Here is a 23,324-nt window from a genome sequence, read left to right on the forward strand (position 1 = left end):
CCGGCCGTCACCGTCCGGGCCGCTGACGGGCGCGCTGCCAGGCCGAGTCACGCAGCAGGCGCAGCCCGTTGAGCCCCACGAGGACGGTGGAGCCCTCGTGCCCGGCGACGCCGAGCGGCAGCGGAAGGGTGCCGATGAGGTCCCAGCCGGCCAGCACGGCGATGAAGGTGCCCGCGATGGCCAGGTTCTGCACGACGAGGCCGCGTGCGGCGCGGGAGAGGGTGACGACGGTGGGGATGGCGGCGAGTTCGTCGCGGACCACCACGGCGTCGGCGGTCTCCAGCGCGAGATCGGAGCCGGCCTTGCCCATGGCGACACCGGTGTGTGCGGCGGCCAGCGCCGGGGCGTCGTTGACACCGTCGCCGACGACCAGCACCCGGCGCCCGGCCGCTTCCAGTCCCCGGACGGCCTCGACCTTCTCCTGCGGCAGCAGGCCGGCGCGGATGTCGGTGATACCGGTCCGCGCCGCCGTCGACGCTGCGGCACGCTCGTTGTCACCGGTGACCAGGACGGGTGAGGTGCCGACGAGGGACGTCAGTGCGGCGACGGCCTCGGCTGCGTCGGACCGCAGCCGGTCGGCGATGCCCAGTACGCCCACCGGAGTGCCGTCGACGAGTACGACCACAGCCGTGCGCCCATCGCCCTCCAACTGCCGCACCGCCTCCCGGGCCTCGGCCTCCCGCGAGGTCTCCTGCGCGTCGTCCTCCCGCGCGGCCACCGGCTGTCGCAGCGCCTGATCCGAGGTGGGCGGGCCGGGCCGGTGGGCGGGGACCAGGAGGCGGCCAGGCGTGCCGACCTGGACGCGGTGGCCGTCGACCGTGGCGGTGACTCCCAGGCCGGGGGCCGAGGCGAAGTCGGCGGCGTCCGGGAGCGGGAGGCCGCGGGCACGCGCTGCCTCCACGACCGCGCGGGCCAGCGGGTGTTCACTGGCCCGCTCGGCCGCGGCCGCCCGGCTGAGCAGCGCGTCCTCGGTCAGCCCCGAGCCGGGCAGCGGGCGCACCTCGGACAGCCGGGGGATGCCTTCGGTGAGGGTGCCGGTCTTGTCCAGCGCGACGGCGTCGATCTGCCCGATGCGTTCCATGGCGACGGCGGACTTGACCAGTACGCCGTGCCGCCCGGCGTTGGCGATGGCGGAGAGCAGCGGCGGCATGGTGGCCAGGACGACCGCACACGGCGAGGCGACGATCATGAACGTCATCGCCCGCAGCAGCGTCGGCTGGAGGGCGGCACCGAGGAGGAGGGGCACGGCGAACAGGGCGAGCGTGGCGGCGACCATCACCAGGGAGTACCGCTGTTCGATCTTCTCGATGAACAGCTGGGTCGGCGCCTTGGTCCCGGAGGCCTCCTCGACCATCGCCACGATCCGGGCGAGCACCGAGTCGGACGAGTCGCGCTCGACCCGGACACGCAGCGAGCCGGTGCCGTTGACGGTGCCGGCGAAGACCTCGTCCCCGGCCTGCTTGGCGACCGGCAGCGGCTCACCGGTGATCGTCGCCTGGTCCACTTCGCTCCGCCCGTCCAGTACCTGCCCGTCGGCGCCGATCCGCTCCCCCGGGCGTACCAGGATCGTGTCCCCCACCGCGAGGGACTGCGCGGGCACGCTCTCCTCGCCGCCGTCGGGCAGCAGCCTGGTGGCGGTCGCGGGGGCGAGATCGAGCAGGCCGCGTACCGAGTCGGCGGTCCGCGCGGTGGCGACGGCCTCGAGGGCGCCCGAGGTGGCGAAGATGACGATCAGCAGCGCGCCGTCCAGCACCTGTCCGATCGCCGCGGCACCGAGGGCCGCGACGACCATCAGCAGATCCACGTCCAGCGTCCTGTTCCGGAGGGCTTTCAGCCCTTCCCAGCCGGGCTCCCAGCCGCCGGTGACATAGGTGGCGGCGAACAGCGGTGCCCAGGTCCACGCCGGGGCGCCCAGCAGGTCGAGCGGCAGGGCGAGCAGGAACAGTACGAGCGCGGCGAGGGCCCAGCGCGCCTCGGGCAGTGCCAGGACCCGGGTGCGCCGACGGGGTGGGGCCGGGCGGGCGAGCGGTGAAGCGGCGGGCTCGGTGAGGGTGGAGGTCATCACGAACGGCTGTCCTTCGCTGGCGGGGAGAAGCGACTGCCCCACCACCATACAGGAACGATTGAACAGTCATTCATGTGTTCAGCTCCGTAGGATGTCCCCATGGGCCATGGAGCGAACACCCCCGAACCCGGCGCGGCGCGGCGCACCCGCCTCACCCCCGAGAACGCGCCGCAGGTCGCCACGACGCTCCAGGCTCTCTCCACGCCCTCCCGGCTGCTGATCCTGGCCCGCCTGCGCGAGGGGCCGTGCGCGGCGACCGAACTGGCCAACTCCGTCGGCATGGAGCAGTCCGCCTGCTCCCACCAGCTGCGGCTGCTGCGCAATCTCGGCCTGGTCACCGGCACCCGGCAGGGGCGCTCCGTGGTCTACACGCTGCACGACAACCACGTCGCCGAACTCCTCGACCAGGCGCTGTACCACGTGGAGCACCGCAGCCTGGGCCTCACCGACGCCCCCGAGGCGGACACCGCCCTGGCGGAACCGTGACGGGCACCGGTCAGGACGGCGACGAGGCCGGGACGAGCAGATCCGCGCGGCGTCCAGGGCGGGTGAGAGCCAGGAGTGCCTGGTCGTCCTGCGCCGGCCCTGCGCTGTGCCGGTGCACATCGGTGACCAGGAAGTCGAGCACTGTCCGCGGGTCCGCCGGATAGCCGGTGTTGCGCCGGTAGGCCTCCAGCATCCGTGAGACCCGGTCGGCCGGATCGTAGAAGGTGCCGCTGCCATCCCGCGCCTCGGTGACCCCGTCCGTGAAGCACAGCAGGGTCGCACCCGGCGCCAAGTCGTAGCTCTCCACCGGAGAGGTCCAGGAGCCGAGGGTCGTGATCCCCAGCGGCGGCGCCTCCTGGCCCGGCTCCAGCAGCCGGGCGTGCCCCGCCGGGTCCAGGAGCAGCGGCGCCGGGTGGCCGCGGTTGACCAGCCGCACCTGCTGCAGGTCAGGACTGAACTCGACGAGCAGCGCCGTGGTGAAGCCCTCGGTCTGTTCGAGTCCGCCCTGCCGCTCCCCCTCCCGTACCAGCGTCTCCTCCAGCGTCTCCACCACGGTGGGCAGGTCGACGCAGTGGTCGGCGGCATAGCGGAAGGCGCCGATGTCCGCGCTGACGACCGCGATGGCCGACAGCCCCTTGCCGCGTACGTCGCCGATCATCGCGCGCACCCCGTACGGCGTCTCCTGGACGACGTACAGGTCACCGCCGATGAGCGCCGTCTCGTCCGCTGGGACATAGCGGGCTGCGACCTGCAGGCCGCCGGTGTGCTCGGGGGGCTTGGGCAGCACCGCCTGCTGGGCCACCTGAGCGGCGTGCCGTGCCTTGTCGGCGGTGGCGTGATGCGAGCGCAGGGTGCGGTTCAGCCCCACCGCGAGCATGGTGATGGCCACGAGGGTGAGCTGGGTGCCGATACCGCTCTGCGGCCCGAAGGTGCCCTCGGAGTAGGCCAGCCCCGCGTGTGCGGCCATGGCGGCGAGGCCCACGGCGATGATCGTCAGCGGCTCCAGCACCGGCGCGGCCACCACCGGTGCCACGGCCAGCAGGGGCGCCGTGGAGACCCACTGCCGGGCCAGCAGATCCAGGCCGACAGCGAGCACGAGCACCCCTGCGGGCACCCACCGGTAGATCCGTCGCCACACCCACACCTCACTCACCCGAACATCCTGCCCCTCGCTCGTGCCGCTGCGCGCTTACCCGCACCGCCGAGGCCGCAGGTTCCACCTCCTTCCGCCCACCTGCCGCGAGCAGGAGGGCGCCGATGAGCGCGCCCGGCCGTCGGGACCCTCGTACGGCCGTGGCCGACCTCGTTCCATACGCGAACGTATGGCCAGGGTAGATCGCCGGTTCCCGTCCGGCGGAGCGTGGCGGGCGCGCGGACCGGGGGGCAGCTGGGCGTAGTCGTAGCGCCGCCGGGCAGCGGGCAGCCGGGGCCGGGTCAGGCAGCCGGGGCAGGCAGGGACGCGAGCCATTCGGTCAGCAGCTTGTTGATCTCCTCGGGGCGCTCCTGCTGGATCCAGTGGCCGCAGTCGTCCAGGACGTGGGAGGAGTGCAGGCCCGGCAGGGTGGTGGAATAGGCCTCGATGGCGTCCCGCAGCCAGGTGGTGGAGGCGTCCCGGCCGCCGCCGGCGAACAGCGAGGGCTGGGTGACGGGGGCGCCGTCGAAGTCGGCGAGGTCCTCCCAGTCCCGGTCCATGTTGCGGTAGCGGTTCAGGGCCCCGGTGAACCCCGTCCGCTCGAACTCCCCGGCGTAGAAGTCGAGATCCTCTTCGCTGAGCCAGGCGGGCAGCTGTCCGGCCGGGAACCGGTCGCGCATCAGACCGCCGGGCGCCACGAAGTGCGGGTCGGGGGCGTCGTCGGCGGGCATGGTGTCGGCGGACAGCGCCGCGTAGACCCCGGCGAGCCAGCCGCGCACATCGGGCTCGATCTCGGCCTCGGCACGGCCAGGCTGCTGGAAGTAGGAGACGTAGAACTCCTCGTCGCCGCCGATCCGGCTGAAGATCTCACTGGGCCGGGGGCCGCCGCGCGGGCTGTAGGGCACGCTCAGCATGCCCACGGCGCGGAAGACATCCGGCCTGACCAGCGCGGAGTTCGCGGCGATGGGCGAGCCCCAGTCGTGCCCGACGACCACGGCGGTCCGCTCGCCGAGGGCGTGTACGACCGCGACGTTGTCCTCCACGAGGTCGAGCATCCGGTAAGCGTCCACCTCGGCGGGCTTCGAGGAGCGGCCGTAGCCCCTCACGTCGATGGCCGCTGCGCGGTAGCCGGCGGCTGCCAGCGCGGGGAGTTGGTGGCGCCAGGAGTACCAGGACTCGGGAAAGCCGTGCACCAGCAGCACCAACGGACCGCTGCCCTGCTCGACGACGTGGATCCGGCCGGCCGGCGAGGGGACCAGCCGGTGTGTCAACTCGGATGCCTGGTCCTTGGTCTGCCGCGACATGTGCCCTCCAAAGCTGTGGAACCGCCGGGCGCGATGCCCGGCCCTGACCCATCGGCTGATCGGTCTGTAACGATCATGTGTCCCGCCACGTCGGGAGGCCAGAGTTGTTGCCGGTTTGGCAAATGGACAGCAGGGAGCGCATCAGCAGGCGTGTCTGCGGCTGGCGGGTCCGAAGTCCGTCGGCCGGGTGGGCGCAAGGCGCAGCTCACCGCACCAGGTAGCTCCGCAGACCTTCGAGGAACGGTGTCAGGCGCGGGTGGTAGTGCTTGGTCACCGGTTCCAGGTCGGCGACGAAGTCCTCGAGCATGAAGTCGAGCGCGTTGGGGGTGATCAGCGGGCCGGGCAGGCGCGCCAGGAGGTGCGCGCCTGGGCGGGCGACGCGGTCGGCGACGTCGACGACGGGACGGCTGCGGCCGACCAGCCGCAGCGCTGTGGTGAGCATGGCCCGCATCGTCATCCGCTCGGGCCCGCCGATCTCGAACGTGCCCTCGGGCGCTCCGGCCACCGCCGCCTGGGCGACGAGGTCACCGACGTCGTCGACGTGCACCGGCTGGTGGTTCTGCCGGCCCCCTTCCGGCAGCGGCAGGACGGGCAGGTAGCGGCAGGCGCGGACGATGCGGTTGATGCCGTTGTCGCGCGGGCCGTAGACGAAGGCCGGCCGGACGACGGCATGCTCCATCCCGGAGTCGGCCACGGCCAGTTCCCCGCGGCGGATGGCCTGGAAGTACGGTTTGGTCGGGTTCTCGGTGACGCCGACGCCCGCCACGTACACGTAGCGCCGTACCCCGGCGGCGCGCGCCGCGCGTACCAGGCGCTCGGTTCCCAGTCCGTCGTACTCCAGGAAGCTGTGCCGCTGCCGGGGCTTCTCGAAGGGGTAGTCGGGGAAGTTGGCGCTCTGCACCACCACATCGGCGCCCTCGACGGCGGGCTCCAGCGTCGTCGGGTCGAGCATGTCGCCCCAGCGGTAGCCCTCGTGCCGGGCCGCGGCTCGCGCGTTGTGGGTGACCACGACGACGTCCCAGCCCGCCTCGCGCAGCGCCTCGACGCAGGCGCCGCCGATGAATCCGCGGCCGCCGACGACGGCAGCCGTGCCTCGCTTACCAGGTGCGGTCATGTGTCATCCCGTCTCGACGGAGTTCGGGCTCGAAGGGTGCGCCGCTACAGCATCATCATCCGCATCCGCGTGCCCAGGGACGGCACGGACGGGGAGGCCAGCTCGCGGTAGAACCGCTCGGCCAGCTCCATGTTGCGGGCCATCCGGCGCATGGCGAGGTCGCGCGCTGTGCGGGCGCCGGGCACGCTGCTGCACAGGACGCGGGCCCACTGCTCGGAGATCCGCTGGGCGTAGGCGGTGCGGGCCTGGCGGCGCTGCTGGAAGGCGGACAGCCGTGCGGCGCAGAAGTCGCCGCTGCGCACGGCCTCTTCGGCCACTTCCCGCAGCAGTGGCACGTCCTCCAGCGTGAGGGAGCCGCCCAGCCCGAGGTGCGGCAGCATCCCGTGTGCCGCGTCGCCCATCAGCACGGCACCGTCGGTCGCCCAGCGGGGGACGGTGACGGTCCATGGGCGGACGACGACGGCGCGCCGGAGCTGGTCGTAGGCGGTGGCCTCGGCCGGGTCCGAGGTGGCGTACCGCCGCAGCGCGCTGTCGGGGTCGGCCGCCTCCTGCTCCCGGGCGACGGTGTAGAGCCAGCTGTCCTTGTCGCCGAGGCTGACGCAGCCTCCCGAGCCCGCCGCCGAGAGGGCCTGCCGGGATTCACGGGCAGGCAGCGGCCCTCCGACGCCGGTGACGATGACCTGGCCGCGCGGCTGTCTGCGCGAGGAGCTCAGCCCCATCTCGCCGCGGAGCCGGGAGCCGGAACCGTCGGCGCCGATCAGCAGCGGCGTTCGGAGGGTCAGCGTGCCGTCGGGGCGCTGGAGCCGCATCGTCCAGGTGGCGCGCTCCCGGCTGAGGGTCCAGTCGTCGACCGAGTCGAGAATGCGCACCCCGGCGCGGAGGGCGGCGTCCCGCAGCAGGGATTCCAGGCGGGAGGGGAGAATTCCCAGGAAGGTGCCCGCGCCCAACTCCGTCAGATTCACCCGCAGCCGGGTGTGCTCCCGCTCGGTCACAAACCAGGTGAGGGATTCCAGTTCGGCGCCGTCACGCAGCGCCTCGGGCAGTACGCCTAACCACCTGAGGCTGCGCGTTCCCGGCGGCCAGAGCAGAAATCCGAAGATGTCGGCCTTGGCTTTCCTGCGCGATTCGACGATGGCCGTGTCGATTCCGGACTCGGCCAGTGCAATGCCCGTGGACAAGCCTGCGAGACCACCGCCGACGATGGTGATATCGGGTTTCTCCACAGCGGGACGTGCCACGTCACTCACCACGTCTCAACATTCGCATCCGTGTGTGCGCCGCGCAAGACTCGGGATCAGGAAGCGCGAATCGCGTACAGGCTCTGGCCCGAGACGAGTTGGTCGGTGCGGATGCGCCCGAAGCCGGCCTCTCGCAGCTCGGGTTCCAGCCGGGCCGGGGTGGTCAGTGCGTAGCACCCCTGGGTGCAGGCGAGGATGAGGTCGAGGTTGAGCGCTGTGGGGTTGCGGTCGTGGAACATCGAGACGAGCACGAGCGTGCCGCCCTCGCGCAGCGCGCCGCGCAGGGTGCGGAAGAGGGCGGGCCGTTCCTCGGCCGCGAAGTAGTAGACGTTGTTGAGCAGCAGGATCACGTCGTAGGGGCCGTCCAGTTCGGTCCCGCGCACATCGCCCTGGTGGACGGTGAAGCGGTCGTCCAAGGACCAGCGGCGCAGGTTGTCGCGGGCCAGTTCGACCGCGGCGGGCTGAAGGTCGAGCCCGGTGCCGCTGCTGCCCGGCCGGGCCGAGGCCGCACGCAGGTAAACACCTGAGCCGCAGCCGACGTCCAGCACCCGGCCGCCGTCGGCCTCGCTCACGGCCTCGCGTACGTACTGCGCGATCACCCCTTCGGCGATCCGGGAGGACTCGGCGATCACTTCGGCGTAGCGGGGCAGATGGTCGCCGAGGTCGCAGCCGCGCAGGGTCTCCGGCAGTTGACGGTAGACGGTGGCGTGGTAGGCGGTCTGCTCCTCCAGGAGGGCCCGCAGGACGCTGCTGTTGCGGCCGACGAGGGCGCGGGCGCGCCTGCCCTTGAGCGCGTACGTGCCAGGGGCCGCCGCGGTGCCGGAGATCCGTGAGGAGACCGACAGCTCCCCCACGGAGACCCCGAGTTCGAGGAAAATGCGGAATTGCTCGGTCCGGGTGATGCCGAGCCGCTCGGCCAGTTCACCGGCCGGAGCGGGGGTCTTCAGGGCTTCCAGCAGCCCGAGGTGAACGGCGGCCGTGAGGAAATGCGTCCGCGTCAGTTGCTGGGAATCCCGCAGCAGAAGTGCGTGAGCGGCCGGATCGGGCTGGCTGAACGCCGTGCGAAGAGTCCTGCTCCATTTGCTGGAAGCCACGCCGATTCTCCTCCTGTTCGCCCGGGGGCGAGGAAATGACAGGTGAGCGCTCAGCGTAGAACTCCCCCTTGACGCCTACCAGATGACCGGTAGCGTCGTTTCCCGCCATATCCGGGAGCGTTGCCGTCCCACCTCGGGAGTGCGGCCCCGCGGAGCGAGGGAGAACACGGGTGGAGAAAGCGGCGGAAGGCAGACCCTCGTCCCCTGCCCGGCACCAGCGCCGCGGCACCCCTCGCCGTACCTTCGTCGCGGGCTCGCTGGGCGCCGGGGCGACCGTGCTCGGCTTCGGCGGCCTGGGCACACCGGCCGCGGCGGCCGAACGGCGCCGGGTGGCCGTCTTCGGCGGCGGCGTCGCCGGGCTCACCGCGGCCCAGGAGCTGGTCGAACGGGGCTTCGAGGTCACCGTCTGGGAGCGCAAGGAGCTGGGCGGCAAGTCGCGGTCGATCCCCGTCAAGGGCACGGGTACCGGAGGGCGCCGCGATCTGCCGGGCGAGCACGGCTTCCGGTACGTACCGGGCTTCTACCACCACCTGCCGGAGACGATGGCCCGTATCCCCGCGGCCGGCGGCGACGAGGAGAGCGTCCACGATCATCTGGTGGCCCAGGCGGGAGTGCTCTACTCGCGCTCCGGCGGCCGGGAGGACCTGCAACTGGAGTCCAACCCGGACGACCTGCCGTCCTTGGCGGAGATCCAGCGGCTGGTCGTCGCGCTCGTACAGCAACTGGGCGCCGTGCCACCGGACGAGACGGCCTTCTTCGCCAGGCAGATCGCCATCTTCGCCACAAGCGGCGGGAAGCGGCGGTTCGGGCAGTGGGAGAAGACCCCGTGGCGCGAGTTCCTGCGCACGGACGAGATGAGCCAGGAGTTCCGCAGGCTGTTCGCGGACGGGCTCACCACCCATCTGGTCGCCTCGCGCCCGGACATCGCCTCCACGCGCGCCACCGGCATCCTCACCGAGCTGTACTTCTACGCGCTCGCCGGACGCGGCAGCACCGGCAAGCTGGGCCGGGTGCTGGACGCGCCGACCAGCGAGTCGTGGATCCAGCCATGGGTGGCGTATCTGCGCCGCCGGGGTGTGCGCTTCCAGGTCGGCTGGACGGTCGAGGAGCTGTCCCTCGGCTCCGACGGGCGGATATCCGGGGCCCTGGCGCGCGGCCCGGGCGCGGAGCGACAGCGGGTGGAGGCCGACTGGTACGTGTGCGCGGTTCCGGCCGAGCGCGCCAGGAAGCTGTGGTCCCCGGCGCTGCGCGCGGCCGATCCGGCGCTCGCCCGGATGGACAAGCTCCGCACCGAGTGGATGAACGGCATCCAGTTCTATCTGGACAGGCCGACCCCCGTCCTCAACGGCTTCGTCGACTACCTCGACTCGCCCTGGGCGCTGGTCTCCCTGAGCCAGGCCCAGTACTGGGACCGCGACCTTCGGGCCGAGTACGGTGACGGCTCCGTCGCCGAGTCGTTCTCCGTGAACATCGCGCAGTGGGACGCGCCGGGCATCGTGTACAACAAGCCGGCGCGCGAGTGCACTCCGGCGCAGATCGCCGAGGAGACCCTGGCCCAGATGCGGGCCGCGCTGGAGGACACCGGGCGCACGGTGCTGCCAGAGGAATCCGTCAGAAGCTGGCACCTCGACCCGGCGATCAGCTACCCGGACGGGGGTTCCACAGCGGCCAACGACGAGCCGCTGATCGTCTCCGAGGCCGGTTCCTGGGCCCACCGGCCCAGCCACCGCACCGCGGTCCCCAATCTGTTCCTCGCCTCCGACTACGTCCGCGACAACCTCAGCTGCGCGACGATGGAGGGCGCCAACGAGACGGCCAAGAGAGCCGTCAACGCCCTGCTGGAGGCGGCCGGTTCGGACGCCGACCCGTGCACCGTCCACGATCTGTACGCTCCCCCGGAGCTGCGGCTGCTGCGCAAGGCCGACGATGTGCGCTACGCGCTGGGCCTTCCGCACGTGCTGGACACGCCCTGGCCGCTGTGACCGCCGCGGGCGCCCTCAGCGGTGCCGCAGCACCATCCGCAGCCCGCCGCGCGGCCGGAGCGTGACCGTCGGCTGCGGCCTTGGCACCCCGCCCGGTACCAGCTCCAGCCGGAACCGCTGGGTCAGCATGGCGACGGCGGCGGTCATCTCCAGCATCGCGAAGAGGTTGCCCACACACCCGCGCCGCCCGCCCCCGAACGGGATGAACGCGTGCCGGGGGCGCCCGGGGGCGGCGTCGGGCAGAAAGCGGGACGGGTCGAACCCCTCGGGGTTCTCCCAGGCGGACGGGTGCCGGTGCACCAGGTACGGCGGCACGGCCAGCGTGCTTCCCGCGGGGACGTGCACACCGTCGATCTCGTCGTCGTCCACGGCGTCCCGCTCCAGCGTCCAGAAGGGCGGGTAGAGCCGCATCGCCTCGCTGAGGACGGCTTTGGTCCACACGAGCCGGTCCATGTCGGCGAGTTCGGGCGCGCGCCCGGACAGCACCGCTTCGACTTCCTCCTCCAGCCTGCGCCGCGCGGCGGGATGCGCTGCCAGCAGACAGCAGGTCCAGGTCAGCACGGTGGCGCTGGTCTCGTGTCCCGCCATCAGGAACGTGACGATCTCGTCGCGCAGCTGGCGCGGGCCGAGCGCCGAGCCGTCCTCGTGGCGGGCCTCCAGCAGCGCGTCCAGCAGGTCCTTGCCGCCGGTCCACCGGTCCCGGCCGGCGCTGCGCCGCTCGGCGGAGAGCTGTGCGACCACCTCGTCGACGGCCTCGACGGTGCCGCGCCAGGTGCGGTAGCCAGGTGTGGTGCGCAGCCCCAGCCGGGGCGCGGGAAGCAGCAGCGGATTGCGCATCGCGGTCGTCGCGAAGTCCTGCATCCCGGTGACCGCCGCCGAGATCCGCGCCCCCGTGCCCCGCAGGTCGGCGCCGAACAGCGCCTCACCGACGATGGTCAGCGTGAGCAGGCTCATCGTCTCCGAGACGTGTACCAGCGCCCCGTCGGGCCGTCTCTCCCACTCCTGGAAGGTGCGCTCGATGGTGGCCACCATTCCCGGCACGAAGCCGCTGACCCTCCGGTGGGAGAACATCGGCTGGATCAGCCGCCGCTGTCTCTCCCACAGCCGGCCCTCGCTGGTGACCAGGCCGTCGCCGAGGAAGACGCGCAGCGGGCGGTAGGTGGCGGCCTTGCGGTAGTTGTCCTGGCGCGCGACGAAGACGTGTTCGGCGTGTGCCGGGTGGCACAGCAGGAACAGCGGACGCCGCGGCAGCAGCGGCACCCGCACCAGGTCGCCGTAGCGGCGGTAGAGGCCGACGGCGGCGCTCAGCGGGTCGCGGCCGATGGCGCCGAGCAGTTGCGGCACCTGGGAAGCGCCGGGCCCGGCGGGACGGCGGGACGCCGAGGTGGCGGTGGTGGTGGCCATCAGGGGACCCTCCGTCGCAGTGTCATCGCCATCTCGTGCAGGGGCCGCAGGGTCACCGTCACCTTGGGCACGGGCTCGAAGCCCGGCAGCAGGTCGAGCCGGTACCGCTGGGTGATCATGGCGAGCGCGACCACGACCTCGATCAGCGCGAAGGCGTTGCCGATACAGCCCCGCTTGCCGCCGCCGAAGGGGATGAAGGCGTGCCGGGGCCGTCCGGCCGACCGCTCCGGCAGGAACCGGGCGGGGTCGAACGCTTCGGGGCTCTCCCACACGCCCGGGTGCCGGTGCACGAGGTAGGGCGGGGTGATGACGGTGTCCCCCGCACGCACGGGCCGGCCGCCCACCTCGTCGTCGGCGGCCGCGTCGCGCTCGACCGTCCACACGGGCGGGAAGAGCCGCAGCGACTCGTTGAGCACCGCCCGGGTCCACACCAGCTGCTCGGTGTCCTCCGGGCCCGGTGGCCGCCCCGCGAGCACCTTGTCGACCTCCTCCTCCAGCCGCGCCCGTGCCTCGGGTGCCGTGGAGAGCAGATAGAACGTCCAGGCCAGGCAGGTGGCGCTGGTCTCGTGCCCGGCCATGAAGAACGTGACGATCTCGTCGCGCAGCTGGCGCGGATCCAGTGCCGAGCCGTCCTCGTGGCGGGCCTCCAGCAGCGCGTCCAGCAGGTCGCGCCCCGCCCGTACACCTCCCGGCCCGGTGCGCCCCTCGGCGCGGTCGGCGATGACGCGGGCCACCACCTGGTCGATGGTGTCCTTGGCCCGGTCCCACTGCCGGAAGCCGGGGCTGGTGCGGCGCGCCGCGCGGGGCGAGATCCAGGTGAGCGGGTTCTTGATGACCTTGGTGACGGCGTCCTGGAGGGTCTCCACCGCGTGGTAGACGCTGTCCCTGTCCCCCGTCAGGTCGGCGCCGAAGAGGCTCGCCCCGACGATGTCGAGGGTCAGCCCGCTCATCGCGCCGGTGGCGTCGACGACGGTGCCGTCCGGGCGCCGGTCCCACTCGTCCAGCATCCGTTCCACCGAGGCGACCATCAGCGGGCGCAGGGTCTCCACCCGGCGGTGCGAGAACAGCGGCTGGATCAGCCGCCGCTGTCTCTCCCACAGTTCGCCGTCGCTGGTGATGAGGCCGAGCCCGATCCACTCGCGCAGCGGGCGGTAGGTGAACGCCTTGCCGTACCGCTGTTCGCGGTCGAGAAGGATGTGCTCGGCGTGCTCCGGGCGGCAGAACAGATGGATGCCCCGGCCCGGCGCGAGCGGCACCCGCACCACGTCCCCGTACCGGCTGACGGTCTGGTACATCGACCGCAGCGGGTCGGAGACGGCCAGCCGCAGCAGGCCGGGTATCTGGTGGGGCCGCGGCCCGGGTGCCCGTCTCATCAACTCGCCCCTACTCGTATCCGATGGCCTGCACCACGTTCAGCTTGCCCGCGCGCCGGGCCGGGGGGATGGAGCCGGCCAGCGCGATGAGAATGGCGCCGACCGCCAGCCCCAGCGCGGCCGGTGCCACCTTGAACGGGATGTCCATCGCCAGGGCTTCGGCCATCACGTCGGTGGACAGATAGTGCAGCGCGGTGCCGACGGCAAGCCCTGCCAGGCCGCCCAGCACACTGACGGCGGTGGCCTCGGTGAGGATGACGCGGCGCACATACCGTCTGCTGCTGCCGAGGGCGCGCAGGATGCCCAGTTCGCGCCGCCGCTCGACCACGGAGAGCATCAGCGTGTTGAGCAGCGCGAGTCCGGCGACGCCCGCGATCACCCACTGGAGGGCGAGGGCGAGGGAACCGACCTGTTCGACGGCGGACTCGGTGGCCTTCACGCTCTCGCTGCCGTCCAGGACGTGCACCGGGTACGGCTTGTCCTCCGTCTGCTGCTCGATGCGGTGACGCACCGCGGCCTTGTCGGCTCCGGGTTCGAGCATCACCTCGTAGTAGGAGGCGCCGGAGAGCCCGTACCACTGCGCGACGCGGTCGAGGGAGAGTGCGATCAGACCGGCGTCCATGCTCACGTAGTCGACGACGTCGGCGACCTTGATGTGCTGCTCGCCCTTGGCGGTCGGCAGGGTGAGCGTGTCGCCCTTGGAGAGCCCTTTGTCCTTGGCGTAGGTGCCGGAGACAACGGCTCCGCGGCCGGCGAGGAGTTCCGCGCGGGCCTCCTTCGACGCGAGCCGGTAGGCGGTGGCGTTGCTGGGGCCGTCCATGCCGAGCAGCAGCGCGCGCTTCCCTGGCTGGTTGAGGTAGGTGAACTGGCCCGCCACCACCCGCCGTACGCCGTCGGTGCCGGCCAGCTCCCGCTGGGTCTCCCGCGGCAGCAGCGGCCGTACCGGCAGTACGTCCTTGGAGGCGCGCTGCACCATCAGATCGGTGTCGGCCAGCGTGGAGACGTTCTTCGAGGCGGCGTCCACCGTGTTCTGCGAGGAGCCGGTGGTGGCGACGCCGATGGCGACGGCGAGCAGCACGGTCATGAACGTCGCCCACGCTCGGCGGGGGGCGCGCTCGACCGCCGAGGCGGCGATCCGGCCGCTGGGGCCCAGCCGGGCGGCGAGCAGCGCTACGGCGCGGGTGAGCGGGCCGATCAGCGCGTAGGCGAGCAGGATCACGCCGAGCAGCAGCAGGGAGCCGCCGCCGAAGGACCGCTCGTCGTCGAAGACGGCCGCTGTGACGAACGCCAGTGCCACCAGGGCGAGTCCGAGGCCCAGGGCCCACAGCCGTCCGGCGCGGCGCTGTTCCACCTCGCCGCTGTCCGACGACGGGTCGGCGGTGCGCATGGCCTCAACGGGCGGCACCCGCGAGGCGCGGCGGGCCGCGAGCCAGGAGGCGGCGAGCGACGCTGCGACGGCGGCGAGGACGGCGGCCGGTACGGCACCGGCGGGCACCGCCAGCTCGACCTCGGCGTCAACGGAGTCGGTGATCACCGGGGGCAGCGAGTCGATGCTGGCGCCCGCCATGGCGTAGCCGAGCGCGCTGCCGACCGCGGCGCCGAACAGCGCCAGCAGCAGCGACTCCAGGAGGAAGTCCCGCATCACGGGGGCGCGCCGGGAGCCCAGCGCGCGCAGCGAGGCGATCTCGCCGCGCCGCTCGGCCGCGGCCATGTTCATGCTGTTGAAGATCAGGAACGCCGCGACGACGAGCGCCATGAAGGCGACGAGCAGGGTGATGTTGCGGACCATGGCTGTGGCGTCGTCGGCCTGGTCGGCGCGGAACGAGGGGTCGGTGACGAACGCGCCGGGTCCCAGCTCCGTTGCCAGCCGGTCGCGCAGCGCCCCGGTTTCGGTACCGGGCTCGGCGACCACCAGCACCGACTGGACGCGGTCCCCGAGCCCGGCGAGCCGCTGGGCGACCGGCAGCGGGGCCACCAGGTAGGCGCCGTCGTTGACGCTCTCGGCAGTGCCGCCGCTGAGCGTGCCGGCGACCGGAGCCCGGTGCGACTGGCCCGCCATCGAGGCGACTTGGACGGTGCCGCCCTCCTTGACGCGCTGGACGCCCGGGCCCGTGAAGACCGCTCCCGGCTCGGTGCCGTCCCCCGCGGCCGAGCCCCGTACGGCGTCGGCGGCGATGTCCGACAGGTCGCTGTGGAGTGCCGTGGCCGAGCGGTCGGTGCCGAACAGCAGCATCCGTTCGCCGTCGACCTCCACGGGCGACCGCACCAGCGGTACCGCCGCCTTGACGCCGTCCACCTCGTCGACCCGGTGCACGGCGGCCGGGGTCAGGCCCTCGTCGGTACGCCCCGTGACCTCGATGTCGGCGCTGCCCGCCACCTGGCCGGCCAGCCGCCCCGAGGAGCCCCCGACCGAGCCGTAGATGCCCAGTACCGCGACGATGAGCGCCGCCGCGACGGTGAGCACGCCCAGCGAGAGCGCGGTGCGGGCCGGATGACGGCGCAGATGGCGCAGGTTGAACAGGCGCAGCCGGGCCGCGAGCACTGCGGGCCCCGCCGCCTTGGGCTTGCGTACCTCACCGGTCACGAGCGGTGCCCCTCCCCGACGAACTTGGCCACGACGTCAGCGGGGATGCCGTCCGCGACGATGTCACCGTCGGTCAGCAGCACGGCGCGGTCGCTGCGCAGCGCCGCGTCGACGCTGTGGGTGACCATCACCACGGAGCGTTCGGACCCGTCGTGTGCGAGGGAGGCCAGCAGGTCGAGGAGTTCGTCACCGGTGCGGGAGTCGAGGTTTCCGGTGGGTTCGTCGGCGAGGAGGACGCCGGGGTCCATGATGAGGGAGCGGGCGACGGCGACGCGCTGCATCTGTCCGCCGGACAGCTCTCCGGGACGGTGGTCGGCGCGGTCGGCGAGGCCGACGCGGTCCAGCAGCGCCAGGGCCTCGTCCCGGACGGATTTCAGCTTCTCACCGTCCAGCAGCCGGGGTACGGCGACGTTCTCCCAGGCGGTGAGCGCGGGCAGCAGGTTGAAGAACTGGAAGATGAAGCCGAGGCGTCTGCGCCGCAGGTCGGAGAGCGCGTCGTCGTCGAGGGTGGCTAAGTCCGTCTCGTCGAGGAGAACTCTGCCCTCCGACGGGGTGTCCAGGGCGCCCATGACGTGCAGCATGGTGCTCTTGCCCGAACCGCTGGGGCCGAGCACGGAGACGCACTGCCCGCCCTCGACCGTCAACGACACGCCGTTCAGCGCGCGTACGGGCTGTCGGCCGCGCTGGTAGTCGTGCACCACGCCGTCGAGCCGGAGTGTGGCCATGTACGGGGTCTCCCCTCTCCCGAGGCGGACCGCCATGTGCGGAACCTGGCGGCCTGGTTGCCGGGCCAGTTGTGCGTCCGTGCCGGGGACAGTCTGTCCGAGACGCGACGGCGAATCCAATGGATCATCAGGAATCGGCCGCGGCGGCTCTGAGGGCGTGCCGCGCCAGCTTTCCGGTGGAGGTGCGGGGCAGCGCGTCGACCAGACGCAGAACACGCGGCTGCTTGTAGCGGGCCAGCCCCGCGCGCAGGTGGCCGCGCAACTCCTTGCGCAGGACCTCCTCTTCGGCGGCGTCCGGGTGGGGTCTGACGTAGGCGACGACCTCGGTGGTGGCGTGCTCGCCCGGTACGCCGACGACGGCGCACTCCGCGACGGCGGGGTGCCGCAGCAGACAGTCCTCGATCTCGGTGGGAGCCACCTTGAGGCCGCCGACCTTGAGGATGTCGTCGGAGCGTGCGACGAAGGTGAACAGGCCGTCCGCGTCCTGGCTGAGCTGGTCGCCGGTGCGCACCCAGCCGCCCACCATGGTGGCGAGCGTGGCGGGCTGGTTGTTCCAGTAGCGGGCGGCATTGGCCTCGCCGCGTACCCACAGGTGGCCGATCTCGCCCGGCCCCAGCACCCGGCCGTGCTCGTCGCGCAGTTCGGCCTCGAAGCCGGGCACGACGGTGCCGCAGCCGCCGGGCGGGGTGCTGCCGGGTTCGGCCGCGATGAAGATGTGCAGGCACTCGGTGGAGCCGAGGCCGTTGACGATGTCGGCACCGGTGAGCTTCCGCCACTGTTCGGCCAGGCCCGCGGGGAGGGGCTCGCCCGCCGAGACGTACCGGCGCACGCTGGTCAGATCGACGTCGCCGCTGCTGCGGCGGGCGACGGTCAGCATCGCCGAGTAGAGCGCGGGCACAGCGCACAGCACGGTGGGGCGGCACCGGGCCACCAGGCGCAGGACCCGTGCGCCGTCGGCGGACTCGGGCATCAGCAGGGTGGCGGCGCCCGCCGCGAGCGGGAAGAGAAAGGAGTTGCCGAAGCCGTACCCGAAGGACAGCTTGGCGGCCGACAGACACACGTCGTCGCGGGTCAGCCCGAGGCGCACCGGGAAGGTGCCGAGCACCGCGAGCAGCCCCCGGTGCAGGTGGACGACGCCGCGCGGGGTGCCCGTGCTGCCGGAGGTGTACTGGATGACGGCCATGTCGTCGACGCTGACGGGGGCGACGGGACACTCGTCGGACGCGGCGGCCAGCCGCTGCCCGAGGGTGGGTTCGGGGCCCTCGTACCGCTCCCCGGGAGCCTCGGCGACCCACACCTGCCCGGGCCGGGCGGCACCGGCAACTCCCGCGGCACGGGACGCGGCTTGCACGTCGGCGATCCGGCCGGGGCCCGTGACGGCCAGGCGCGGGCGGCAGTCCGCGAAGATCCGCGCGTAGTCCTCGGGGGTGAGCTGGGTGGCCAGCGGCACGGGAACGGCACCCAGCCGCAGCAGCCCGAGCACACAGGCGAGGTGGTCGGGGCTGTCGGGCAGGACGAGCGCCACACGTGTCTCGTATCCGACCCCCGCTGCGGCGAACGCGTTGGCGGCGCGGCACGCCCTGCGGTGCATCTCGCGGTAGGTGACGCGTTCGGTCTCGGTGAGCGCGCAGAGCGCTTCGCCGTGACCGGCCGCCAGATGGTCGTCCAGGAAGCGGTGCACGCTGTTGCCGTCGGGCGGCGGCACGAAGCCCGGGGTGCCGTCGCTGGTGCGGGTGCCGTCGCCGGTGCCGGTCGTCATATGGAGTGACCTCCCTCGTGGGACGGGCCGGTGGAAGGTGTGCCGGTGCGGGCCCTGCCGAACAGGAGTGCCGCCGTACAGCCACCTGGCCCGCCGGGCTCGGCGGGTTCGGAGGTCAGCACCAGGGCCGTGTCGTCGGGCAGCGTCCGGTGGTGCAGGCCGAGCACGGTCAGCGCGGCCTGCACCGCGCCGGTCGCCCCCGCGCAGTCCCCGAAGGCGGCGTCGACGGCCGACACGGGAAAGGCGGGCGCCAGGGGCGCTCCGGGTGCGCCGCGTGCGAGTCCGGCCTCGTCCAGCGCGGCGTGTGCCGCCCGCCGTCCGGGGCGGGTTGCGGGCGGCCCGAAGGCGGAGCCGGCGCCCAGCACCCGGGCCAGTGGCCGCGCTCCCCGCGCCCGGGCCGCCCCCTCGTCCTCCAGGACCAGGACCACGGCCGCCTCGCCCGCGACGGCCGTGAAACCGGGGGCGGGCGGCTCGGTGGCGGGGCCGGGCCCTTGCCCGGTCCGGCGGCGCGCGGTCAGCTCGGCGTAGCCGAGGACCTGCACACCGCCGGCGAGCATGGTGGTGGCGGCGCCGGAGACGATGGCGCGGGCCGCGGCGGCCAGCGCGTCGAGCGCCGCCGCGCGCCCGGTGGCCAGGGTGAGGTTGGGCCCGGCGGCTCCGGTGAGGATCGAGACCGCGGAGGCGGGTGCGTTCAGTCCGGTCTGCGGCCCCTGAGCCGGGTTGACGCCGCTCACGCCACGCGCGAGCCGGGCCGCGAACAGCCCCGCGTAGTCCTCGAGACCGCCGCTGGTGGTGCCGGCCGCGATCCCCACCGACGGGTCCTGCTCCCAGGAGGCGGCCAGCCCCGCGTGCCGGCAGGCGTCGACGGCGGCGACGCCGAATGCCCTGCTCTGCGCGCTCAGCGTCCGTATCCCGCGCCTGCCCAGGTGTTCGGCCGGGTCGTACGGCGCGAGCGCGGCCAGCCGCACCGGCGCTGCGGGGGGCTGTCCCGGGGGCGCGGGCAGGGTCCGTTCCTCCTCGCGGCGTGCGGGGGCGCCGTCCGAGGCGCGCCGCAGCAGCACCTCGTGCCCCAGCCCTGCCGAGGTGAGCGCCCCGACACCGGTGACGACCACGCCGGTCACCACCGCTCCCCCGCACCGGTCGCGTCCTCGGCCGCCTCGGCGCCCTCAGCAGGCTCGGTGCCGGGACGGGTGAAGACCACGCAGCAGTTGTTGCCGCCGAAGCCGAAGGCGTTGTTGAGCACGGCACGCAGCGGCCTGCGCAGGGGCCGCTCCCGCACGAGCTCGAAGTCGTCGGTGAGGCACCGCGGATCGGGTGCGGTCACATTGGCGGTCGGCGGGACGACGCCGTCGCGCAGCGCGAGCACGCACGCGGCGGCGGCGAGCGCTCCCGCCGCGCCCTGTGCGTGTCCGAGCAGCGACTTGAGCGCGGTCACCGGAAGCGGCGCGTGCCGGTGACCGCCGCCGAAGACCTCGGCGAGCGCCGCGGCCTCGACGGCGTCGTTGGCCGGCGTGCCGGTGCCGTGCGCGCTGACGCAGTCGATGTCGCCGGGGCCGAGCCCCGCGCTGCGCAGCGCGGCGCGCATCGACCGGATGGCGCCGTGCCCCTGAGGGTGCGGCGCCGTCATGTGATGGGCGTCGGAGACGTTGCCGTGGCCGGCGACGACGGCGTGCACCGGGGCGCCCCGCGCGCGGGCGCTGTCCTCGGCCTCCAGCAGCAGCACGGCCGAGCCCTCGCCGAGCAGCAGGCCGGCCCGGTGGGTGTCGAAGGGGCGTACGACGTCCGGGGAGAGCGCCCGGAAGCTGGTGAACATCAGGAACATCGCCTCGGACAGTTCGTCGGTGCCGCCCGCCAGCATGGCGTCGGCCCGGCCCTCGGCGACGGCGTCGGCGGCGAGTGCGACAGCGCCGTTGCCCGCCGCGCAGGCGGTGGGCAGCAGCACATTCGGCCCGTACAGCCCGAAGCTGGCGGCCGGTAGCGCGCTGATCCGCGACGGATTGTGCGCGGGCGGCTCCAGGCCGCCCGAAGGGGAGCGCGGCACCGGAGCCGAGGCGGGCGCGGACGGTGTGCCGCGTGCCTGCTCCCGGGCGTACGCGGCACGCAACGGGGCCTCGATACCTGGCCTGTTGCCGACGACGATGCCGAACGAGGCGCCCACCCGGGTGTCGTCGTACGGGCCGGTGAGCCGGCCGTGCCCGTCGGCGAGGCCGCCGTCGGCCAGCGCCAGCCGGGTGGCCGCCAGCGCGAAGGACTCGCTGCGGGTCAACGGGCCGTGCCCGTACGCCTCGTCGGGCCAGGGCGGGGTCCACTCGGGTATCTGTCCACCCCGGTGGGTGAGGCAGCCACCGGTGTCGAAGAGGGTGACGTCACCGGTGCCCACCCGCCCCTGCCGGACGGCGGCCCAGAACCGGTCGGCGCCGGTGCCGAGCGCGGAGACGACTCCGATGCCGGTGACGACGACCCGGCGGCCGAGGCCCTGCCGCATTCACACCCCCAGGGCGCGCCGGGTGACGTCCACGGCGGCCTTGATCGAGGTCATCTCCGTCTCGTCGGCGACGGAGAACTCCACGCCGAGCCGGTCGCGGAGCGCTGCGACCAGCTCCAGGCGCAGCAGCGAGTCACCGCCCGCCGTCTCGAAGTCGGTCTCGTCTGCCAGCTCTTCGGGTTCCAGTTCGAAGATGCGCAGCGCGGTCTCCCTTACGACCGCGCGGATCTCCTGCTCCGTCCTGGGGGTCGTCATCCGGTCCTCTCCTCTCGTTCCTGTGCGTACTCGGCCCCGGCGGGCGGCCCTCCCGGCCGCGGAGGGCTGCCACGTACCAGCGCGGCCGCGGTGCGCACGGTCTCGCGGCGCACTCCGCCCGACCAGTGGAGGCGCTGGGTGGTCAGGACCCAGAAGGCGACGCTCGCCACGAGCCCGGGGACCAGCTCCCAGCGGGGCGCGTACAGCGGCGCGGCCACCAGCAGGGACAGCACCCAGTACTGGTAGAAGAACTCCCGGGTCGCATGCCGCTCCCCCGGCGTCGCCGCCCGCCACAGACAACGGCCCAGCGCGGCGGCCACCGGGATCAGCAGCAGCCACAGCCAGAAGCGCGGCGGGAAGGCGCCGGCCGGCACGAAGACGGCGACCAGGACATAGGTGGAGCCCACCATGGCCGCCGCGAGCCAGGCGCCGTGCCGCCGCAGCAGGTCGATCCACGCGCTGTGGTAGCCGATGCTGGCGTCGCCGGCCAGATCGGTGAGGTCCTTGGCGCCGCCCAGCGCGAGCAGGGTCACCATGCCGACGGCGAAGAACGGCAGTCCGTACCCGGCGAAGTCGCGCAGCACCTCCGCGTCCCAGTGGTCCTGCGCCAGCACGGTGCCGATCACGAACGTGCCGCCGAAGTGGAAGGTCAGCAGCAGCGGGGCGAGCCACCGGTTGCGGGCCAGGCGCAGCCCGTAGGAGTAGTTGACACCGCTGAAGCCCGCGAGGAACAGGAACAGCGCCAGCCACCAGTCCGGGTGGGCCACGAGCACCACGACGTCCAGCGCCAGTACGGTTCCCCAGCCCACCAGGGCCGCGCGCCGCAGCAGCGGGAAGCCCGCACGGTGGCACAGCGCGGTGCGCTCGGGCCGGTTGATCTCGTCCTCGGCGCGGTCGGCGAGCCGGTTGAGGGACTCGGTGCCGAGGCCGTGCGCGCACCAGTAGACGGCTCCCAGAGCCACCCACTGCCAGCGGGCCCGCCCTTCGGCGACGAGGGCTGTGTAGTAGGGCAGGAAGTACAGCGCGGTGAACCGGACACTGGTGGCGCGCAGGATCGCGCCTGTTCTGGTCAAGAGATCGCAACCCCTGGTGTGGACTGCTGCTGCGAGCGGGCCGGCCCGGCCGCCGGGCGACCGGCGGACGGTGTGAGCGGCGTCAGCCGGCCCGGTGGGCGACGCCCGCGCACAGCGCTTCGAGGGTGTCCCTGGCGGGTCCTTCGGCCAGCGGTGCGAGCGCGGCGCGGGCGCGTGCGATGTAGGCGTCCAGCCGTTCGCGGGTCCGGTCGACGGCCGGGTGCCGACGGAGCAACTCCGTTGCCTCGGCCCGCTCCTGGGCGGTGAGCGCCGTGCGGCGCTTCGCTCCGGGGACGGGGCCGAGCAGGGCGCGGAGCCGCTCGCTGTCCTCGCCGGTACCGCTGAGCGCGTACAGCACGGGGAGCGTCGGCGCGCCCTGGAGGAGGTCGGTGCCCTGGCGTTTGCCGGACCGCTCCTCCTCACCGAAGAGGTCCAGCAGGTCGTCGGAGATCTGGAAGGCCACCCCGAAGGCGTCCCCGTACTCCTCCAGCGCCCGTACCGTGGTCTCCCCGGCGCCCGAGGTGAGGGCTCCGAGGCGGACGCAGGCGCGCAGCAGCGAGGCGGTCTTGTCGGAGACCATGGTGACGTAGTAGTCGGTCGGGTCCTCGCCGTCGGCGGGTCCGGTCATCTCCCGGATCTGGCCGGTGACCAGCCGTACGAAGGTGTTGACCTCCAGCCGTGCCTCCTGCTGGGGCACGGCCGCCAGCAGGAGGAAGGCCTGCGCGAAGAGGAAGTCGCCGGTGAGGATGGCGACCGCGTCGCTCCAGCGCGCGTTGACGCTGCTGCGGCCCCGTCTGAGCGGGGCGCCGTCCAGTACGTCGTCGTGGCAGAGCGCGGCGGCGTGCACGAGTTCGCAGGCCGCGGCGGCACGCAGCACGTCCGGGTCGTCCGGGTTCCCGAAGCGGGCGGCGAGCAGTGTCAGCATCGGGCGGTAGCGTTTGCCGCCCGCGTCGATCAGGTGCTGGGACGCCTCGCGCAGCAGCGGCGCTTCGGAGTCGATGGAGTCGTGGATGAGTTCTTCGACGACGGCGAGATCGGCCTTGAGTCCGCTCGCCAGCTCCTGGTCCGTCAGCGGAGGTCGTCCCGCTAACGGAGCATTTCCGGCATGCTGCCCTGAGCCCACACCTTCCCCCTGTCTGTCCAATGACCCGTCTCGGCGCACCCGCGCCCGAGGCGGCGACAGGAGGGAGACAGTCGATTCGAACGTGACTGGTGCCTCGGTCAGAGTACGGAACTCACGTGCCGGGCAAC

General features: G+C 73.1%; 18 protein-coding genes. 2 read left to right on the plus strand and 16 right to left on the minus strand.

Annotation, left to right across the window (positions count from 1 at the left end; translation table 11 throughout):
* Positions 1-7: 7 nt before the first annotated feature.
* Positions 8-2,062, minus strand: a complete 2,055-nt coding sequence (locus tag HC362_RS02555) for a heavy metal translocating P-type ATPase (RefSeq protein WP_243088323.1) — start codon at positions 2,060-2,062, stop codon at positions 8-10.
* 102 nt (positions 2,063-2,164) lie between these two features.
* Between HC362_RS02555 and HC362_RS02560 the strand changes: the two genes are divergently transcribed.
* Positions 2,165-2,551 (plus strand): metalloregulator ArsR/SmtB family transcription factor, encoded by a 387-nt coding sequence (locus tag HC362_RS02560; protein WP_243082137.1) that lies wholly within the window; start codon positions 2,165-2,167, stop codon positions 2,549-2,551.
* Between the two features lie 10 nt (positions 2,552-2,561).
* On the opposite strand, the gene HC362_RS02565 is transcribed toward HC362_RS02560, so the two are convergent.
* The 5 genes from HC362_RS02565 to HC362_RS02585 all read right to left on the minus strand — a co-directional run bounded on the left by HC362_RS02565 (position 2,562) and on the right by HC362_RS02585 (position 8,433).
* Positions 2,562-3,704, minus strand: a complete 1,143-nt coding sequence (locus tag HC362_RS02565) for a PP2C family protein-serine/threonine phosphatase (protein ID WP_347568409.1) — start codon at positions 3,702-3,704, stop codon at positions 2,562-2,564.
* A 281-nt stretch (positions 3,705-3,985) separates the two neighbouring features.
* Positions 3,986-4,987 carry an alpha/beta hydrolase gene (locus HC362_RS02570; RefSeq protein ID WP_243082138.1) on the minus strand — a complete coding sequence of 334 codons (1,002 nt, stop codon included), beginning with the start codon at positions 4,985-4,987 and terminating at the stop codon, positions 3,986-3,988.
* A 205-nt stretch (positions 4,988-5,192) separates the two neighbouring features.
* Entirely contained in the window at positions 5,193-6,101 is a 909-nt protein-coding gene (locus HC362_RS02575) for an NAD-dependent epimerase/dehydratase family protein (RefSeq protein ID WP_243082139.1), read from the minus strand.
* A 44-nt stretch (positions 6,102-6,145) separates the two neighbouring features.
* Positions 6,146-7,339 (minus strand): NAD(P)/FAD-dependent oxidoreductase, encoded by a 1,194-nt coding sequence (locus tag HC362_RS02580; RefSeq protein ID WP_243082140.1) that lies wholly within the window; start codon positions 7,337-7,339, stop codon positions 6,146-6,148.
* A 56-nt stretch (positions 7,340-7,395) separates the two neighbouring features.
* Positions 7,396-8,433: a class I SAM-dependent methyltransferase gene (locus HC362_RS02585; RefSeq protein WP_243082141.1), complete on the minus strand. Its 1,038-nt coding sequence runs from the start codon at positions 8,431-8,433 to the stop codon at positions 7,396-7,398.
* A 170-nt stretch (positions 8,434-8,603) separates the two neighbouring features.
* On the opposite strand from HC362_RS02585, the gene HC362_RS02590 reads away from it, so the two are divergent.
* Positions 8,604-10,415: an FAD-dependent oxidoreductase gene (locus HC362_RS02590; protein WP_243082142.1), complete on the plus strand. Its 1,812-nt coding sequence runs from the start codon at positions 8,604-8,606 to the stop codon at positions 10,413-10,415.
* A 15-nt stretch (positions 10,416-10,430) separates the two neighbouring features.
* Here HC362_RS02590 and HC362_RS02595 read toward each other — a convergent pair whose 3' ends face one another.
* From HC362_RS02595 to HC362_RS02640, 10 genes are all read right to left on the minus strand, one after another.
* Positions 10,431-11,819, minus strand: a complete 1,389-nt coding sequence (locus HC362_RS02595; protein WP_243082143.1) for a cytochrome P450 — start codon at positions 11,817-11,819, stop codon at positions 10,431-10,433.
* Positions 11,819-13,192 carry a cytochrome P450 gene (locus HC362_RS02600; RefSeq protein ID WP_243082144.1) on the minus strand — a complete coding sequence of 458 codons (1,374 nt, stop codon included), beginning with the start codon at positions 13,190-13,192 and terminating at the stop codon, positions 11,819-11,821. The genes HC362_RS02595 and HC362_RS02600 overlap by 1 nt, the downstream gene beginning before the upstream one ends.
* A gap of 10 nt (positions 13,193-13,202) precedes the next feature.
* The gene (locus HC362_RS02605) at positions 13,203-15,776 is read right to left on the minus strand and encodes an FtsX-like permease family protein (RefSeq protein WP_243082145.1); all 2,574 of its coding nucleotides are present in this window, start codon (positions 15,774-15,776) and stop codon (positions 13,203-13,205) included.
* Positions 15,773-16,501: an ABC transporter ATP-binding protein gene (locus tag HC362_RS02610; RefSeq protein ID WP_243082146.1), complete on the minus strand. Its 729-nt coding sequence runs from the start codon at positions 16,499-16,501 to the stop codon at positions 15,773-15,775. The genes HC362_RS02605 and HC362_RS02610 overlap by 4 nt, the downstream gene beginning before the upstream one ends.
* Before the next feature lie 127 nt (positions 16,502-16,628).
* Positions 16,629-18,260 carry a benzoate-CoA ligase family protein gene (locus tag HC362_RS02615; RefSeq protein ID WP_243082147.1) on the minus strand — a complete coding sequence of 544 codons (1,632 nt, stop codon included), beginning with the start codon at positions 18,258-18,260 and terminating at the stop codon, positions 16,629-16,631.
* The gene (locus HC362_RS02620; RefSeq protein WP_243082148.1) at positions 18,257-19,381 is read right to left on the minus strand and encodes a beta-ketoacyl synthase N-terminal-like domain-containing protein; all 1,125 of its coding nucleotides are present in this window, start codon (positions 19,379-19,381) and stop codon (positions 18,257-18,259) included. The genes HC362_RS02615 and HC362_RS02620 overlap by 4 nt, the downstream gene beginning before the upstream one ends.
* A complete protein-coding gene (locus tag HC362_RS02625; protein ID WP_243082149.1) occupies positions 19,378-20,745 on the minus strand; it encodes a beta-ketoacyl synthase N-terminal-like domain-containing protein in 1,368 nt (455 codons plus the stop codon). Before HC362_RS02625 ends, HC362_RS02620 begins: the two co-directional genes overlap by 4 nt.
* Entirely contained in the window at positions 20,746-21,000 is a 255-nt protein-coding gene (locus tag HC362_RS02630; protein ID WP_209266483.1) for an acyl carrier protein, read from the minus strand. It lies immediately after the preceding gene.
* Positions 20,997-22,073 (minus strand): UbiA family prenyltransferase, encoded by a 1,077-nt coding sequence (locus tag HC362_RS02635; RefSeq protein WP_243082150.1) that lies wholly within the window; start codon positions 22,071-22,073, stop codon positions 20,997-20,999. The genes HC362_RS02630 and HC362_RS02635 overlap by 4 nt, the downstream gene beginning before the upstream one ends.
* 82 nt (positions 22,074-22,155) lie before the next feature.
* Positions 22,156-23,196, minus strand: coding sequence for a polyprenyl synthetase family protein (locus HC362_RS02640; RefSeq protein WP_243082151.1), 1,041 nt, complete (start codon positions 23,194-23,196; stop codon positions 22,156-22,158).
* Between the last annotated feature and the right edge of the window lie 128 nt (positions 23,197-23,324).

The organism is Streptomyces sp. 891-h (assembly GCF_022760275.1).
In the GTDB taxonomy this organism is placed as follows: Bacteria; Actinomycetota; Actinomycetes; order Streptomycetales; family Streptomycetaceae; genus Streptomyces; species Streptomyces spirodelae.